This is a genomic window from Terrabacter sp. Soil811 (assembly GCF_001429655.1).
Lineage (GTDB): Bacteria > Actinomycetota > Actinomycetes > Actinomycetales > Dermatophilaceae > Terrabacter.
In genome coordinates this window covers 314,930-331,109 of record NZ_LMSX01000008.1, presented here as the reverse complement: position 1 = coordinate 331,109, position 16,180 = coordinate 314,930, and the positions used below count along the sequence as shown (strand labels likewise).

The following is a 16,180-nucleotide window of genomic DNA, read 5'->3' as shown; positions in this document are numbered from 1 at the left end:
ACGGCGTTCCGTCTGGCCCTTCTTCGTTCGGTGGAGCTGAGGGGACTCGAACCCCTGACCCCCTGCATGCCATGCAGGTGCGCTACCAGCTGCGCCACAGCCCCTTGCGGTTGTCACCTCGTCGAAGCGACTGCGTAACCATAGCGGGTCTCCGGCCGAGAGCCAAAATCGGGGGCGGCCTTTCGGGTCAGACGTTCCAAGGCCCGAGGTTCCAGCCACTGATGCGCCACCGGGTCACCTCGGAGAAGCTCTTGCCGGCCTCGACGAGCTCGATCCAGTGGCAGTTGTCGAGCCCGCGGAACACCGCGTCCGACACGTCCTGGTCGAGCCCCACGAGGGCGCTGGCCGCGACGCGTGCGGACACTCCGTGGGCCACGACGACGGCGGTCTCGCCGGGGAGCAGCTCCCGGGCGACGTCGCGCAGCGCGGCGCCGGCACGCTCGGCCACCTGCGCCCGGGTCTCCCCCGTGACCCCGCGAGGGGTGTCCTCCCCCCGGTCGAGGGCGGCGATGACGTCCGGGTAGCGCTCACGCACCTCGTCGGCGTGCATGCCCTGCCACTCGCCGACGTGCACCTCACGCAGGCGGGCGTCGAGACGCACCTCGAGGCCCGTCAACCCCGCGATGGCGTCGGCCGTCGAGGCCGCACGCCGGAGGTCGCTCGAGACGATGAGTGCCGGCGCGTAGGCGGCGAGGTGCGGAGCCGCGGCCTCCACCTGCTCGTGGCCGCGGTCGGACAGCTCGGTGTCCTTGTGGCCCTGCCAGACGCGGGCTGCGTTGTCGACCGTCTCGGCGTGCCGGACGATGACGATGCGGCGCGGCCCGACGGGGGGCACGGACCCGGCTGCGGTCACGCCTGGTCGACCTCGTCGACCTCGTCGACCTCGTCGCTCCCATCGGCGGCTCCCGGACGGGCCGGCGCCTCCACCGTGGAGAGGTCGATCTCGGGGCAGTCCTTCCAGAGGCGCTCCAGCGCGTAGTACTCGCGCTCCTCCTCGTGCTGGACGTGGACGATGATGTCGCCGAAGTCGATGAGGACCCAGCGGCCCTCGCGCTCGCCCTCGCGGCGGATCGGCTTGCTGCCCAGCTCACGCAGCCGGTCCTCGACCTCGTCGACGATGGCGCCGACCTGCCGCTCGGACGGTGCGGAGGCGATGACGAACACGTCGGTGAGCGGCATCTGCTCGCTCACGTCGATGGCCATCACCTTCTCGGCGAGCTTCTCCTCGGAGGCCAGGGCGGCCACCTTCGCGAGCTGGATCGAATGGTCTGCTGCGGTCACGAATCTCCTCGGGGCGGTGCCGACGACAGGTGCGTCGGCACGGTGCCTGCGCTCGCCAGGTCGGCGGCATACAGGCGGTACTTGTTGATGTACTGGACGACCCCGTCGGGCACGAGGTACCAGACCGGGGCGCCGTCGGCGACGCGCGCCCGGCAGTCGGTGGAGCTGATCGCCATGGCCGGCACCTCCTGCAGCGTGACCCGGTCCTCGGGCAGCCCCTTGTCGGACAGCTCGTGGCCGGGACGGGTGACGCCGATGAAGTGGGCCAGCTCGAAGAGGTGCTCGGCGTCCTTCCAGGACAGGATCTCGGCCAGGGCGTCGGCGCCGGTGATGAAGAACAGCTCGTCGTCGGGCCGCTCGGTCCTGATGTCGCGCAGGGTGTCGATCGTGAACGTCGGCCCGGGCCGGTCGATGTCGACCCTGCTGACGGTGAAGCGCGGGTTGGAGGCCGTCGCGATGACGGTCATGAGGTAGCGGTCCTCGGCGGGCGAGACGTGACGGTCCGCCTTCTGCCACGGCTGACCCGTGGGGACGAAGACGACCTCGTCGAGGTCGAAGCGCGACTGGACCTCACTGGCGGCCACGAGGTGGCCGTGGTGGATCGGGTCGAACGTCCCGCCCATGACGCCGAGGCGCATGGTCAGTGGTGGGCCCCGTCGGATCCGCTCGTGCTGCCGTGCGTGCCCTCACCCCGGCGCGGCGACTGCACCTTGTAGGCGGTGTTGCGGAAGCTCCACGTGACGGCGAGCGCCACGAGGAACAGCGAGAAGGTGATGAAGAAGTAGGCGATCACCGGCATGGGAAGCTCGCGGGCGGCTTCCTCCCCCTCGGTGACGAGTGCGAGGACACGATCAGACATGCGCCCAGCCTAGCGCCCGCCCGCCCCGGCCGACGCAGCGCGTGCCCACCGGGGTCGTATGCCGTCCGCCCGGCTCACTCGGCACGCGGCGCCGCCTCCCCGCTCGGGACGGGCGCCTGCGCCTCCGCGCGTCGCAGCCAGTCGTGCCCGACCGTCGCGAACGGCTCGTCGCCGGCCACGACGGCCGCGTGGACGAGGTCGCGCCACCGTTCGGCGAGGGCGACGACCTCCTCCGGGTAGTCGAGCTCGACCTGGTGCTGCGCGAACTCGTCCTCGTCGTCGACGTAGAGGTGACCGTCGCGGGTCAGCACGACGTCGAGGTCGAGGTCCACCATCGTCACCTCCCACTCCGGTCCGCCGTCGGCGGCCTCGCGGCGCTGCCACACCGGATCGGTGGTCATGTCGACGTAGACGCTGATCTCGCGGTGGGCCGGGTAGAAGCCCACGACGAACGCCCCCTCGTGCGGCACGAGGGAGACCCAGCCGCTCGACTCGACGAACTCGACACCGGGACGCACGCACCGCGTGCCGACCGGTGCGTACCACCAGTGACCGTGCTCGTCGGACCCGAGATAGCGACCGTCCCACTCCCAGTGGCGGCCACCGCCCCACTTCGTGAAGCGCCCGGCGACGGCCGTGCCGGGCTCGAGCCCGCCCGACGGCATACCTCGTCGGGACGGACGGTCGGCGGCGGCAGAGGTCACGCCCGGCACGCTACCGGCGCCGCGGCGGGCGTGCAGCGCACGAGCAGGGACGTGCAGGGGACGTGCAGGTACAGCACGCGCACAGCGAGGTGACAGGCACAGCCCATCCGCGGCCGTACCCTAGAACCCATGGTTCCCGAGTTGTCCGTGGTCATCCCGATGTACAACGAGGAGGAGGTGCTCCCCCTCCTCGTCGAGCGGCTCCGACCGCTCCTCGACGGCATGGGCACCACCTACGAGGTCGTCGCCGTCGACGACGGCAGCAAGGACCTGACGGCCGCGCTGCTCCAGCGCTACCACCGCGAGTGGTCCCAGCTGCGCGTCGTGCGCCTGCGCGCCAACGCCGGGCACCAGGCCGCGATCTCCGCCGGCCTCGTCAGCGCCCTCGGCGACTACGTCGTCACGATCGACGCCGACCTGCAGGACCCGCCCGAGATCATCCCGCAGATGCTCGCGGCCGCGAAGGACGACGGCGTCGACGTCGTCTACGGCGTGCGCAACGACCGCTCGACCGACACGTGGTTCAAGCGGGCCTCGGCCCAGGCGTTCTACAAGCTCATCGGCCTGATGTCGCAGACCTCGGCCCACGCCGACGCCGGCGACTACCGCCTCATGTCGCGCGCCACCGTCGACGCGGTCAACAGCCTCCCCGAGCACAACCGTGTCCTTCGCTTCATCGTGCCGGCCCTCAACTTCCCGTCCGACACGGTCGAGTACAAGCGCGAGGAGCGCGCAGCCGGGGACTCGAAGTACCCGCTGATCAAGATGATCAAGCTCTCGCTCGACTCGCTGACCGGCTTCTCGACGGCGCCGCTGCGGCTCGCGACGTTCGCCGGCTTCGGTGGTGCGGTCCTCGCCGTGCTGCTCGTCCTCTACACGCTGATCTCCCGGTCGCAGGGCCACACCGTCGCCGGTTGGACCTCGACCGTCGCCATCGTCGCGGGCGTCGGCGCCGTCCAGCTCGTCTGCGTCGGCATCCTCGGCGAGTACATCGGCCGGATGTACGGGCACATGCAGGGCCGCCCGACCTACTTCATCGCCTACGACTCGATGACGACCGACATCGGCGCGCACGGTCCGACCGACACTCCCCTGCCGGCTCAGCCGAGCGAGGAGCACATCCTCATGACGTCGGACGAGTCGGAGACCGACACCGTGACGCTGCTCGACCCGACAGCCGACCCCACGCCCCAGCCCACGCCCCAGCCCACGGCCCAGCCAACGCCCCAGCCGGCGCCGCAGCCGATGCGCACTCAGCTGCGCGGCTGAGCGCGCACGAGGAGGCTGACGCCGGGCAGGCCGCCGACGGGCAGGTAGCGCTCGGCGGTGATGATCGTGCGCAGCCCGAAGTTGACGACCGGGTGGAGGTTCTCGAGGTCCGAGCCCGAGCTCGTCCGGCGGCGCATCGCCACGACGGGACGCAGCAGCACGTTCCACGACCGCACGTCGGTGACGTCGAAGCCGCCGCGGTCGAGCAGGTCGAGCAGGCCCTCGCGGGTGTAGCGGCGTACGTGGTCGACGGCCTCGTCGTGCTCGGACCACAGCTTCGGGTCGGCCGGCACGGCCAAGAGGTAGGTGCCGGTCGGCTTGAGCACACGGCGCACCTCGGCCACCGCGGCGTCGTCGTCGTCGAGGTGCTCGAGCAGGTCGAAGGCCATGACGAGGTCGAGCGAGTCGTCCGCGAGCGGCAGCCGGGTCGCGTCGCCGCGCAGCGTCGCGAGCCCTCGACCGTGCGCCACCTCCGCGCCGTCCGAGCCGTACTCGAGGGCGACGGCGTCCCAGCCGTGCTCGCGCAGGACACGGGTGTTGCCCCCGCCCGCGGCGCCGATGTCGAGGGCACGTCCGGGCACCAGCCCCGAGATGGCCTTGGCCAGGAGGTGACGCCGCTCGCGGTACCACCAGTGGTCGTCCTCCAGCTCAGCAAGCTTGCGGACCTCGGTGCCTTCCATGGTGCGCCATCATGCCACCCGGGGCCTGGGGCTGCGCCGGCACCCGTCAGCGCGTGTGGCCGTCGCCCTCGACGATCCACTTCGTCGTCGTCAGCTCGGGCAGGGCCATCGGCCCGCGGGCGTGCAGCTTCTGCGTCGAGATGCCGATCTCGGCGCCGAAACCGAACTCCCCGCCGTCGGTGAAACGGGTGCTGGCGTTGACCATGACCGCCGCCGCGTCGACCTCCGCGGTGAAGCGCCTGGCCGCCGCCCGGTCCTCCGTGACGATCGCCTCGGTGTGTCCGGTGCCGAACCGACGGATCCGGTCCATCGCCTCGTCGACGTCGTCGACGACGGCCACGCTCATCTCGAGGCCGTGCCACTCGGTGCCGAAGTCGGCCTCGCTCGCGATGGCGTATGCCGCCCCGGCCGCCTCGGCGTACGGCGTGACCTCGGGTGCCACGTGCAGTCGCACGCCGGCCCCCGCGAGGTCGGTGAGCGCCTTGGGCAGGAAGTCGTCGGCGACGTCACGGTGGACGAGGAGCGACTCGGCCGCGTTGCAGACGCTGGGGCGGTGGGTCTTGGCGTTGAGCGTGATGGCCCGGGCCTTGTCGAGGTCGGCGGCCCGATCGACGTAGACGTGGCAGACCCCGACGCCGGTCTCGATGACGGGGACCGTCGACTCGCGGACCACCGTCTCGATGAGGTCGGCCCCGCCGCGCGGGATGACGAGGTCGACGTGGCCGCGCGCCGTCATGAGGGCCCGCGCCGCGTCGCGGCCTCCCTCCTCGAGCAGGGTCACGGCGTCGACCGGGAGGCCCTGCTCGGCGAGCGATCCGCGCATCGCATCGACGAGCGCGTGGTTGCTGCTCGCCGCGGCCGACCCGCCGCGCAGGAGGACCGCGTTGCCGGACTTGAGGGCGAGGCCGGCCGCGTCGACGGTGACGTTGGGCCGCGCCTCGTAGATCATCCCGATGACGCCCATCGGCACGCGCACCTGGCGGATCTGCAGCCCGTTGGCGAGGGTCGACCCACGGACGATCTCTCCGACGGGGTCGGGCAGGGCCGCGACGTCGCGCAGGGCCTGCGCAACGGCAGCCACGCGGGTCTCGTCGAGGCGCAGCCGGTCCTGGAGGCTCTCGCTCATCCCCGTGGCTCGACCACGCTCGATGTCCTCGGCGTTGGCCTCGATGACCGCGGGTGCGGCGGCGTCGACGGCGTCCGCGAGCAGCAGCAGGGCCGCGTCCTTCTCGGCACGGGACATGAGGGCGAGCCGTCGTGAGGCGGTGCGGGCGCGCTCCGCCAGGGCCGTCACGTGCTCGACGACGGCGGGGTCGATCGTCTGGGACATGCCTCCAGCGTAGGTCGTCGCGCACCCGGACGACCGACCGTCTCCGGGGGCTGGACCGGAGGTCCGCGACGGACAGCCCTGCGTGGTCCCACGGCCCGTCACTAGAGTTCGAGGTGTGTCGCCCCACTCCGTCATCAGCACCGCTCGACGGCTCGTCGTCAAGGTCGGCTCCAGCTCGCTGACCGGCGTCGACGGCGGCATCGACCACGGCCGGCTCGTGGCTCTGGCGAACGCCTTGGCGCACAAGCACCTCGACGGCACCCAGATCGTCCTCGTCAGCTCCGGTGCCATCGCCGCCGGCATCCACCCGCTCGGCCTGAGCGCCCGACCCCGTGACCTCGCGACCCAGCAGGCAGCCGCCTCGGTCGGCCAGGGCGCCCTGCTCGCCGGCTACACGCAGGCGTTCGCCGGACACGACATCACCGTCGGTCAGGTGCTGCTCACTGCCGACGACGTCACGCGACGTACGCACTACGCGAACGCCCGACGCACGCTCGAGCGGCTCCTCGACCTCGGCGTGCTGCCGATCGTCAACGAGAACGACACCGTCGCCACGAGCGAGATCCGCTTCGGCGACAACGACCGGCTCGCCGCCCTCGTCGCCCATCTCATCGACGCCGACGCGCTCGTGCTCCTCTCCGACGTCGACGCCCTCTACGACGGGCCCCCGAGCCGCCCCGGGGCCCAGCGCATCCCGGTCGTCCGCGGCCCGCAGGACCTCGTCGGCGTCGAGATCGGGGGCAGCGGCTCGAAGGTGGGGACGGGTGGCATGACGACGAAGATCGAGGCGGCCCGGATCGCGACCGCCGCGGGCGTGATCACCACGGTCACGGCCGCGGACCGGGTCACCCAGGTGCTCGCCGGCGAGGACGTCGGCACCTTGTTCCTGCCGATCGGAGTCCGCGGACGGTCGAGACGGCTCTGGCTCGAGCACGCGACGACCGCGCGCGGGCGGCTCATCATCGACGACGGCGCCGTCACGGCCTTGGTCCAGCGCAAGAAGTCGCTGCTCCCCGCCGGCATCACGGCCGTCGAGGGCACCTTCCACGACGGAGACCCCGTCGACGTGTGCTCTCCCGACGGCACCGCGATCGCCCGCGGTCTCGTCAACTACAGCTCGTCCGAGCTCCCGTCCTTGCTGGGACGGTCGACGAGGGAGCTCGCCCGCGAGCTCGGCCCGGAGTACGAGCGGGAGGTCATCCACCGCGACGACCTCGTCGTCATCTGACGACGAGCACCAGGGCGCTCCGTCACGGTCCGCCCGAGCGGTAGCGGCCGGCCGGTGCAGGCGCGGCCGACGGTCCGGGGACGCCCCCACCCGTCGGCTGCCCATCCGCGCGGTGGCGCAGGCGCCCGCTCGGACGCGGCATCGGACCCTCCTGTCCGTGGCCGCACCCCGGACGCGCGAGTGGCCGCGCACGCCCCTGGCGTGCGCGGCCACTCCCCGTCTCCCGCGAGCTCGCGGAGAGAGGGTCGGCTCAGTGGTGGGTCGCGGTCTCGGCGCCGTGACCGGTGAGCGAGCGCACCTCCATCTCGGCGTACTTCGCCGCGTTGTACTCACGGCTCGTGACGGTCCCGATGTAGCCGAGGACGAAGCCGAGCGGGATCGAGATGATGCCCGGGTTGTCGAGCGGGAACCAGTGGAAGTCGACCCCCTGGAGCATCGACGGGCTCTTCTTCGTCAGCGGGTCGATCGGCTTGCCGGAGACGACCGGGCTGAAGATGATCAGCGTGATGGCGCTGATGAGGCCGCCGTAGATGCTCCACAGCGCACCCCTGGTGTTGAACCTCTTCCAGAAGAGCGAGTAGAGGATCGTCGGCAGGTTCGCGCTCGCGGCGATGGCGAAGGCCAGCGCCACGAGGAAGGCGATGTTCTGGCCGAGGGCGAAGATGCCGCCGATGATGGCGATGGCGCCGAGGACGAGCGCTGCGATGCGCGCGACCTTGACCTCCTCCTCGGGGGTGGCGGTGCCCTTCTTGACGACCGTGTTGTAGATGTCGTGCGAGAGGGAGGCGCTCGCGGTGATGGTCAGGCCGGCGACGACCGCGAGGATCGTCGCGAAGGCGACCGCCGAGATGATCCCGAGCAGGATCTCGCCGCCGAGCTCGAAGGCGAGCAGCGGGGCGGCGGAGTTGACGCCACCGGGTGCGGCCTTGATGGCAGCGGCGCCGACGAGGTCGGCCGCCCCGAAGCCGAGGATGAGCGTGAAGATGTAGAAGATGCCGATGAGCCAGATCGCCCAGACGACGGAGCGACGGGCCTCACGTGAGGTCGGGACCGTGTAGAAGCGCATGAGGACGTGCGGCAGGCCGGCCGTGCCGAGGACGAGCGCCATCGACAGGGAGATGAAGTCGACGGGGTTCTTGTACTGCAGACCCGGCTGGAGCAGGTCCTTGCCGCCGGCCTCCTGCGACGTGGCCGTCGCCTCGCCGAGCAGGTTCGACAGGCTGAGGCCGAACTTGGCGAGGACCCAGAACGTCATGATCGCCGCGCCGATGATGAGCAGCACGGCCTTGATGATCTGCACCCAGGTCGTGCCCTTCATGCCGCCGAAGATGACGTAGAAGATCATGAGGATGCCGACGACGACGATGACGAGCCGCTGGCCGACCGCCCCTTCGATGCCGAGCAGGAGGGCCACGAGGCCACCGGCCCCCGCCATCTGGGCGAGCAGGTAGAAGAACGACACGACGAGCGTCGAGATGGCCGCGGCGATGCGGACCGGGCGCTGGCGCAGCCGGAAGCTGAGCACGTCGGCCATCGTGTACTTGCCGACGTTGCGGAGCAGCTCGGCCACGAGCAGCAGGGCGACGAGCCACGCCACGAGGAAGCCGATGGAGTAGAGGAACCCGTCGTAGCCGTTGATGGCGATGGCGCCGGCGATGCCGAGGAACGAGGCCGCCGACAGGTAGTCACCGGCGATGGCGATGCCGTTCTGACGGCCGGTGAAGGCACGTCCACCCGCGTAGTACTCCGCGGCGCTGCGGTTGTTGCGCGACGCCCGGATGACGATGGCGAGGGTGACGACGACGAAGAGGGCGAAGATGCCGATGTTGATCGCCGGGTTGCCGACCGTCGTCGCCGCGGGGACGAGGGACGGGGCGGAGGTGAGGAGCGCGCTCACTGCTGCACTCCCATCTTCTGGGCGAGGGCTTCGGCCTCGGGGTCGAAGACGCGGTCGGCCCAGCGGGCGTAGACCATCGTGATCGTGAAGGTCGAGACGAACTGGAGGAGGCCGAGGATCAGGCCCCACGTGATGTTGCCGAGGACCCGCGTCCCCATGAAGTCCTTCGCGAAGACGGACAGCAGGACGTAGAGGAAGTACCACGCGAGGAACAACGCGGTCAGCGGGAAGACGAACCTGCGGAACTTGCTGCGCAGCTGGTCGAACTCGGGCGAGTTCTGCATGGCGACGTTGGGATCGTCGACCACGCGCTCTGGAGCCTCTTTGCTCACTGGGCCACCTCCGGGGCGGTTGGGTCGTGCCTGGGTGCTGGGCGTTCAGCGCGGTCCTGCCGCCGCCGCTCCCCCGGACGGTCCCGTGGTGACGTCGACGCCCCTGTCGCTCCGCGCTGCCGGCACAGGGCCGGCGAGAGCCAAGGTAGGAGCCCGCGCCGTGCCCCGGCAGGCGCAGCGTGGGCGGCATCGCCCAGCGGCGCAGACGGCTCGCCGTGCGCGGGATCAGCTGCGACGAGCGGTCGTCCCGGGGCGACGAACGGTCTCCCCCGTGCTGCCGTATGCCGGGTGCTGCGTCCCGTCGGACGCCCCCTCCGCGGTCGGCGGCCGCCGGTACCAGCGCTCGGGGTGGAACGAGCCCCGGTTGAGGTCGACGTTCTCGGGGGCGTGCAGCCGGACCATCGTCTGCGCGACGTGCTCCGGGGTGCTCGATCGGGTGGCCAGCGACACGAGCACCATCGTCGCGAAGGCCAACGGCACGCTGACGGCCGCGGGCTGGGTCAGGACGACGCCGAACCAGCCACCGGTGGCGATGCCGAACGTCGTCGTGACGACCGCTCCCATCGAGAGAGCGCCCCCGACGACAAGGCCCGAGATCGCCCCACGCGAGGTGAGCCCCCGCCACCAGATCCCGAGGAGGAGCATCGGGCAGAACGTCGACGCGGCCACCGCGAAGGTCAGCTCGACCGCGTGGGCCACGGGGACGCCGGCCGAGACGACGGTGAGCACGAGCGCGCCGGCCACGACCGCGACCGTCGTCAGGCGGAAGGTGCGGATGCCCTGGCGGTGCCCGGCGCCCCAGCGCACGAGGTCCTGGCTCACGACGCCGGCGACCGACACGACGAGGCCGGTCGACGTCGACAGGAACGCGGCGAACGCCCCCGCGGCGAGGACGGCGGTGAGGCCCTCTGCGACCGGGCCGTCGAAGAGCCGGCTCGGCAGCTCGAGCACGACCGAGTCGGCGCGGCCCGCGGCGACGAGGTCGGAGGCGACGTAGCGCCCGATGACGCCGTAGACGACGGGCAGCAGGTAGAAGCCGGAGAGGAGCACGAGGACCGCGAGCGTCGTCCGCCGCGCGGCCCGGCCGTCGGGGTTGGTGTAGAAGCGGACGACGACGTGGGGAAGGCCCATCGTCCCGAAAAAGGTCGCCAGGACGAGGGAGTACGTCAGGTAGAGGGCGTGGTCACCCTGGAGCGGCTCGACCCAGTCGGTGACGAACACCGCGCCGGCGGCGGGGTCGTCGCTGCGTTCGCCGACCGCGCCGAGCAGGAGGAAGAGGGGCGTCAGCAGGGCGAGCAGCTTGAGCCAGTAGTGGAAGGCCTGCACGAGGGTGACGCTCCGCATGCCGCCGGGGAGGACGTTGAGACAGACGACGACGGCGACGGCGAGCTGCCCGACCCACGACGGCGCCCCGGTCAGGGTGCGCAGCGTCAGGCCCGCGCCCTGGAATTGAGGGATGAGGTAGAGCAGGCCGATCGCGACGACGAGCAGGCTCGACGCCCGGCGGGCGACGACGGACTCGAGGCGCAGCTGGGCGAAGTCGGGCAGCGTGTAGGCCCCCGACCGGCGCAGGGGCGCCGCGACGAACACGAGCAGCAGGAGGTAGCCCGCGGTCCAGCCGATCGGCAGCCAGAGCATGTCGACGCCACGCGCGAGGATGAGCCCGGCGACCCCGAGGAACGATGCGGCAGAGAGGTACTCACCGCTGATGGCCGAGGCGTTGAGCACCGGGCTGACGCCGCGGGAGGCGACGTAGAAGTCGCTCATGGTTCGCGAGAGCCGCAGCCCGAACGCGCCGACCGCGAGGGACGCGATCGAGACGAGGACGACGGCGACGATGCTCGCGGCGTTGTTCACCGGTGACGCACCCGGGTCACCGGCCGTCGAGCAGGTCGCTGAACGTGGCCTCGTTGCGCTCGGACCGCCGCACGTAGAACGCGCCGAGGCCGATGATCTCGGCGAACGCGACGACCGTGAGCAGGATCCACGGCAGCGGCACCCCGAGCAGGTCGATCCCGGCAAGGCCGGGGACGGCCGTGAAGAGCAGGGGCAGCAACCCGAGCGTCGAGGCGAGCACGAGCAGGACGCCGAGGGCGAGGCGGAGCTGGCTGCGCATGAGCGAGGTGATGTAGACCTCGCCGAGCCGGGTCTGCTCGTCGATCTCGGATGCGATCGAGACGTTGCGGGTGCGCGCGGCCGACGTGCGGGGACTCGTGACGCGGACCCGCGCTCGGGGGGCCTCGGGCGTCATGACCCACCGCGCCCGAGCGGCTGGGCACGTCGCACGAGCAGGTCGCGCAGCGCACGCGTGTGGCGCCGGCTCACGACGAGCTCGTGGCCACCGACGACGACGGTCGTGCGCCCGCCCTCGGTGCGCCACTCGGTGATGTGGCCGAGCGCGACGAGCGAGGACCGGTGGATGCGGACGAACCCCGCCTCGCGCCACTGGTCGGCGAGGGTGGTGAGCGGCACCCGGACGAGGTGGCTCTCGCTCGCCGTGTGCAGGCGGGCGTAGTCGCCCTGCGCCTCGACGTAGAGGACGTCGGAACGCGCCACGAGCCGGCTCACCCCGGCCAGCTCGACGACGATGGTCTCGTCGCCCGTCGCCGCGGACGTCTCACGCCCGTGGATCTGCCGGACGACGCGGCGCACCGCCTGGTCGAGCCTCTCGTCGCGCACCGGCTTGAGGACGTAGTCGACGACGTTGAGCTCGAACGCGTCGACCGCATGCTGCTCGTGGGCGGTGACGAAGACGATCGGGGGCTGGGTCGTGAAGCGCGACAGCACCCGCGCGAGGTCGAGGCCGCTGAGGCCCGGCATCTGCACGTCCATGAAGATCGCGTCGACCTGCCCCTCGTGGAGCACGCGCAGCGCCGCCTCCCCCGACCCGGCCGGCACGACTTGGCGCACGCACTCGTGGCGGCCGAGCATCCACGTGAGCTCGTCGAGGGCGGGTGCCTCGTCGTCGACGGCCAGCACCCGCAGCAGGGGCGCGAGCTCGGTGTCCGGGGTCGTGGTCACACGTGCACCCCCGGACGGAACTTCGGCAGCCGGACGACGACCTTGGTGCCGGCGCCGGGCGCCGTCTCGACGACGAGACCGTAGTCGTCGCCGAAGGCGGTGCGCAGGCGCTCGTCGACGTTGGCGAGGCCCACGGAGTCGCTGCCCGGGTCGCCCGCGAGGACCCGGCGCACCCGCTCTGGGTCCTCGCCGACGCCGTTGTCCTCGATCGTCACGACGCACTCGTGGTCGGCGTCCTGCGCGAGGATGCTGATCTCACCGCTGCCTGCCCGGCCCTCGATGCCGTGCTGCACGGCGTTCTCGACGAGTGGCTGGAGACAGAGGAACGGCACGACGACGGGGAGCACCTCGGGCGCGACGCGGACCGTCACGGTGAGCCGGTCACCGAAACGGGCCTTCTCGATGACGAGGTAGGCCTCGATGGACCGCAGCTCCTCTGCCAGGGTCGTGAACTCGCCGTGCCGCCGGAAGGAGTAGCGGGTGAACTCGGCGAGGTCGACGAGCAGCTCCCGGGCCCGCTCGGGGTCGGTGCGCGTGAACGACGCGATCGCGGTCAGCGAGTTGTAGATGAAGTGCGGGCTGATCTGCGCCCGGAGGGCGCGCACCTCGGCCTCCATGAGCCGGGTCCGCGAGGCGTCGAGCTCGGCCAGCTCGAGCTGTCCGGAGACCCAGCGCGCCACCTCGTTCGTGGCCCGGACGAGACCCGCCGAGGCACGGCCGGTGAAGACCTGCAGCGTCCCGACGACCTTCTCGTCGACGTCGAGGGGCGCGACGATCGCCTGGCGCACGATGCACGAGGGCTCGGCGCACGCGACGTCCGCACCGTCGACGACGGTCGTCCGGCCGTGGCCGAGCGTCCCCGTGGAGATGACGACGGGCTGGTGGGCGTGGTGCGAGCGACCGCCCTCCCATGCGAGCAACGCGCTCGTGTCGGTCATGGCGACCGCCGGTGCTCCGAGGAGCGACCGGAGGTGCTTGAGCGAGCGCTCGGCGGCCGCCGGCGTCAGGCCCATCCGCAGCGGGGGCGAGGCCAGCAGAGCCGTGTGCAGGGTGCGGTACGTCGCCCGGTCGGCCTCGGTGCCGAGGTGACCGCGACGCAGCAACGCGCCCCACGAGCTCATGCCGACACTGTAGGCGGTCACCCCGCGCCGGGGGCGCCGTCCTCGCGACCCGCGGGACCGACCCCGACCGCCCTGCGGAAGACACCCCGCGACGGGGCGAGAGTGGACTCAGGCGTCGTCGCCCTCGTCGGCGGCAACGTGCCAGAGGCCCGAGCGACGCTCGGCCTCGAGCTCCTCCTGCGTGGCCGCGCGGGCGGCGTAGCGGTCCTTCTGGGCCTCGCGCTTCTCGTCACGGGTGGGCCGCGAGGACTCCGCGAGCCGCAGGTCGGTGCCACGGGTGCCGAGCAGCTCGGCGCCGGCCTGCAGGGTCGGCTCCCAGTCGAAGACGACGGCGTCCTCAGCGGTACCGATGACGACGGTGTCGCCGGCCACGGCGCCGACCTTGTAGAGCTCCTCCTCGACACCGAGACGGCCGAGCCGGTCGGCGAGGTAGCCGACGGCCTCGTCGTTGGAGAAGTCGGTCTGGCGCACCCAGCGATAGGGGCGTTCGCCGGCGACCCGGAAGATCGGCCCGTCCGGACCGTTCTCCTTGACGATGCTGAAGCCCTTGTCGTCGACGGACTTGGGGCGCAGCACGACGCGCTTCGGCACGGCGGCCTCGGCCTCGATCTCGGCGCGGGCGGCATCGACGTGGCGGGCCATCGCGAAGCTCAGCTCGCGCAGGCCCTGGTGGGCCACCGCGGAGACGATGAAGACCTCGATGCCGCGCGCCTCGAGGTCCGGCTTGACCATCTCGGCCAGCTCGCGGGCCTCGGGCACGTCGGCCTTGTTGAGCACGACGATCCGGGTGCGGTCGGCGAGCGGCTTGCCGCCGAGGTCGGCGTCGGGCACGTAGAGCGACAGCTCGTTCTCGATGACGTCGAGGTCGCTCATCGGGTCACGGCCGGGCTCGAGGGTCGCGCAGTCGATGACGTGGACGAGGACCGAGCAGCGCTCGACGTGGCGCAGGAACTCGAGGCCCAGGCCCTTGCCCTCGTGCGCGCCGGGGATGAGGCCCGGGACGTCGGCGACGGTGAATCGGGCCGAGCCAGCGGTGACGACGCCGAGGTTGGGCACGAGCGTCGTGAAGGGGTAGTCGGCGATCTTCGGCTTGGCGGCCGACAGCACCGAGACGAGCGAGGACTTGCCGGCGCTCGGGAAGCCGATGAGCGCGACGTCGGCGAGGGTCTTGAGCTCGAGCACGACGTCGACCTCCTCACCGGGCTCGCCGAGGAGCGCGAAGCCGGGCGCCCTGCGGCGGGCCGACGACAGCGCCTTGTTGCCGAGACCGCCGCGGCCGCCACGGGCGATGACGTGCTCGGTGCCCATGCCGACGAGGTCCATGACGATGCGCCCCTCGCCGTCCTTGACGACCGTGCCTTCCGGAACCGACAGCACGAGGTCGTCGCCGTCGGCGCCGTTCTTCTCGTCGCCGGCACCGGGCAGGCCGTTGACCGCCTTGCGGTGCGGGTGGCGGTGGTAGTCGAGCAGGGTCGTCGCCTGGGGGTCGACGCGCAGGATCACGGAGCCGCCGTGCCCGCCGTTGCCGCCGTCAGGACCGCCCAGCGGCTTGAACTTCTCGCGCTTGACGGAGGCGACGCCGTGCCCCCCGGCGCCGGCGCTGAGGTGCAGCACGACGCGGTCGACGAAGGTCACAGCCATGGGGGTCACTCTTCCAGATCAGGGTGGGCGGACGGCATACGCAGGTTGCGTACGCGGTGTGCCCGGAAAGGCGGAAGGGCGGGCCACGCGGGCCCGCCCTTCCGGTACACACTCAGTGGGTGATCAGGTGATCACTCAGCAGCGGCCGTCTCCGGCTGCTCGATGTTGACCGTCTTGCGGCCGCGCTTGGAGCCGAACTTCACGGCGCCGGCGACGAGGGCGAAGAGCGTGTCGTCGCCACCGCGACCGACTCCCTCACCCGGGTGGAAGTGCGTGCCGCGCTGACGGACGAGGATCTCGCCCGCGTTGACCTTCTGGCCACCGAAACGCTTGACGCCGAGGAACTGTGCGTTCGAGTCGCGACCGTTGCGGGTCGAGGACGCACCCTTCTTGTGTGCCATGTCAGTCCTTCTCTCGTGAGTCTCTGGGTTCCGGGTGGATCACGCGTTGATGGCGGTGATCTTGACCTGGGTCAGCGGCTGACGGTGGCCCTGACGCTTGCGGTAGCCGGTCTTGTTCTTGTACTTCATGATGACGATCTTGGGGCCCTTGGCGGCCTTGACGACCTCGGCCTTCACCGACACCTTGGACAGCTTGTCGGCGTCGGACGTGACCGTGGTCCCGTCCACGAGGAGCAGCGGCGTGAGCTCGATGGCATCGCCGGGCTGACCCGTCACCTTGTCGACGAGCAGGACATCGCCCACCGACACCTTCTCCTGGCGACCGCCAGCGCGAACAATCGCGTACACAGTGAAACTCACTCTCTCATCAAGGGTTGGTATCGCCGCTTTCGGCACCGGCCCGTCAACACGGGCCC

Annotated in this window: 18 protein-coding genes and 1 tRNA gene; 2 read left to right on the top strand and 17 right to left on the bottom strand. The window is 71.4% G+C overall.

The genetic code is table 11. The features are described 5' to 3' along the window. Positions 1–31: 31 nt before the first annotated feature. From ASH01_RS12060 to ASH01_RS12040, 6 genes are all read right to left on the bottom strand, one after another. Positions 32–104, bottom strand: a tRNA-Ala gene (locus tag ASH01_RS12060). Positions 105–187: 83 nt separating this feature from the next. Continuing rightward, positions 188–853: a histidine phosphatase family protein gene (locus ASH01_RS12055; RefSeq protein WP_056776005.1), complete on the bottom strand. Its 666-nt coding sequence runs from the start codon at positions 851–853 to the stop codon at positions 188–190. Further along, positions 850–1,281, bottom strand: coding sequence for a ribosome silencing factor (gene rsfS / locus ASH01_RS12050; protein WP_056776003.1), 432 nt, complete (start codon positions 1,279–1,281; stop codon positions 850–852). The genes ASH01_RS12055 and rsfS overlap by 4 nt, the downstream gene beginning before the upstream one ends. Continuing rightward, the gene (gene nadD, locus ASH01_RS12045; RefSeq protein WP_056776002.1) at positions 1,278–1,919 is read right to left on the bottom strand and encodes a nicotinate-nucleotide adenylyltransferase; all 642 of its coding nucleotides are present in this window, start codon (positions 1,917–1,919) and stop codon (positions 1,278–1,280) included. Before nadD ends, rsfS begins: the two co-directional genes overlap by 4 nt. Positions 1,920–1,921: 2 nt before the next feature. Next, the gene (locus ASH01_RS23005; protein WP_156415552.1) at positions 1,922–2,140 is read right to left on the bottom strand and encodes a hypothetical protein; all 219 of its coding nucleotides are present in this window, start codon (positions 2,138–2,140) and stop codon (positions 1,922–1,924) included. Between the two features lie 74 nt (positions 2,141–2,214). Next, positions 2,215–2,844 carry a DUF402 domain-containing protein gene (locus ASH01_RS12040; protein ID WP_156415551.1) on the bottom strand — a complete coding sequence of 210 codons (630 nt, stop codon included), beginning with the start codon at positions 2,842–2,844 and terminating at the stop codon, positions 2,215–2,217. Between the two features lie 129 nt (positions 2,845–2,973). Between ASH01_RS12040 and ASH01_RS12035 the strand changes: the two genes are divergently transcribed. Further along, the gene (locus tag ASH01_RS12035) at positions 2,974–4,113 is read left to right on the top strand and encodes a glycosyltransferase family 2 protein (RefSeq protein WP_056775998.1); all 1,140 of its coding nucleotides are present in this window, start codon (positions 2,974–2,976) and stop codon (positions 4,111–4,113) included. Here the strand turns inward: ASH01_RS12035 and ASH01_RS12030 are convergent. Beyond that, positions 4,098–4,793: a class I SAM-dependent methyltransferase gene (locus ASH01_RS12030; RefSeq protein WP_056775997.1), complete on the bottom strand. Its 696-nt coding sequence runs from the start codon at positions 4,791–4,793 to the stop codon at positions 4,098–4,100. The genes ASH01_RS12035 and ASH01_RS12030 overlap by 16 nt on opposite strands. Positions 4,794–4,839: 46 nt before the next feature. After that, the gene (locus tag ASH01_RS12025) at positions 4,840–6,123 is read right to left on the bottom strand and encodes a glutamate-5-semialdehyde dehydrogenase (RefSeq protein ID WP_056775996.1); all 1,284 of its coding nucleotides are present in this window, start codon (positions 6,121–6,123) and stop codon (positions 4,840–4,842) included. A gap of 115 nt (positions 6,124–6,238) precedes the next feature. Here ASH01_RS12025 and proB point away from each other — a divergent pair, with 115 nt between their 5' ends. Beyond that, the gene (proB, locus tag ASH01_RS12020) at positions 6,239–7,351 is read left to right on the top strand and encodes a glutamate 5-kinase (protein WP_056775994.1); all 1,113 of its coding nucleotides are present in this window, start codon (positions 6,239–6,241) and stop codon (positions 7,349–7,351) included. Between the two features lie 250 nt (positions 7,352–7,601). Here proB and ASH01_RS12015 read toward each other — a convergent pair whose 3' ends face one another. The 9 genes from ASH01_RS12015 to rplU all read right to left on the bottom strand — a co-directional run bounded on the left by ASH01_RS12015 (position 7,602) and on the right by rplU (position 16,112). Continuing rightward, complete coding sequence (locus tag ASH01_RS12015) at positions 7,602–9,248, bottom strand: solute symporter family protein (RefSeq protein ID WP_056775991.1); 1,647 nt, start codon at positions 9,246–9,248, stop codon at positions 7,602–7,604. Further along, entirely contained in the window at positions 9,245–9,532 is a 288-nt protein-coding gene (locus ASH01_RS12010; RefSeq protein ID WP_200959197.1) for a DUF485 domain-containing protein, read from the bottom strand. Before ASH01_RS12010 ends, ASH01_RS12015 begins: the two co-directional genes overlap by 4 nt. 273 nt (positions 9,533–9,805) lie before the next feature. Continuing rightward, positions 9,806–11,437 carry a sodium/solute symporter gene (locus tag ASH01_RS12005; protein ID WP_056775987.1) on the bottom strand — a complete coding sequence of 544 codons (1,632 nt, stop codon included), beginning with the start codon at positions 11,435–11,437 and terminating at the stop codon, positions 9,806–9,808. A 16-nt stretch (positions 11,438–11,453) separates the two neighbouring features. After that, positions 11,454–11,831 (bottom strand): hypothetical protein, encoded by a 378-nt coding sequence (locus ASH01_RS12000; RefSeq protein WP_056775985.1) that lies wholly within the window; start codon positions 11,829–11,831, stop codon positions 11,454–11,456. Further along, entirely contained in the window at positions 11,828–12,601 is a 774-nt protein-coding gene (locus tag ASH01_RS11995) for a LytR/AlgR family response regulator transcription factor (protein WP_056775983.1), read from the bottom strand. Before ASH01_RS11995 ends, ASH01_RS12000 begins: the two co-directional genes overlap by 4 nt. Next, a complete protein-coding gene (locus tag ASH01_RS11990) occupies positions 12,598–13,722 on the bottom strand; it encodes a sensor histidine kinase (protein ID WP_056777628.1) in 1,125 nt (374 codons plus the stop codon). The genes ASH01_RS11995 and ASH01_RS11990 overlap by 4 nt, the downstream gene beginning before the upstream one ends. Positions 13,723–13,830: 108 nt before the next feature. After that, positions 13,831–15,363, bottom strand: coding sequence for a GTPase ObgE (obgE, locus tag ASH01_RS11985; protein ID WP_056775981.1), 1,533 nt, complete (start codon positions 15,361–15,363; stop codon positions 13,831–13,833). Between the two features lie 131 nt (positions 15,364–15,494). Beyond that, the gene (rpmA, locus tag ASH01_RS11980; RefSeq protein ID WP_056775979.1) at positions 15,495–15,764 is read right to left on the bottom strand and encodes a 50S ribosomal protein L27; all 270 of its coding nucleotides are present in this window, start codon (positions 15,762–15,764) and stop codon (positions 15,495–15,497) included. Between the two features lie 39 nt (positions 15,765–15,803). Next, positions 15,804–16,112: a 50S ribosomal protein L21 gene (gene rplU, locus ASH01_RS11975; RefSeq protein ID WP_028785644.1), complete on the bottom strand. Its 309-nt coding sequence runs from the start codon at positions 16,110–16,112 to the stop codon at positions 15,804–15,806. Positions 16,113–16,180 lie beyond the last annotated feature (68 nt).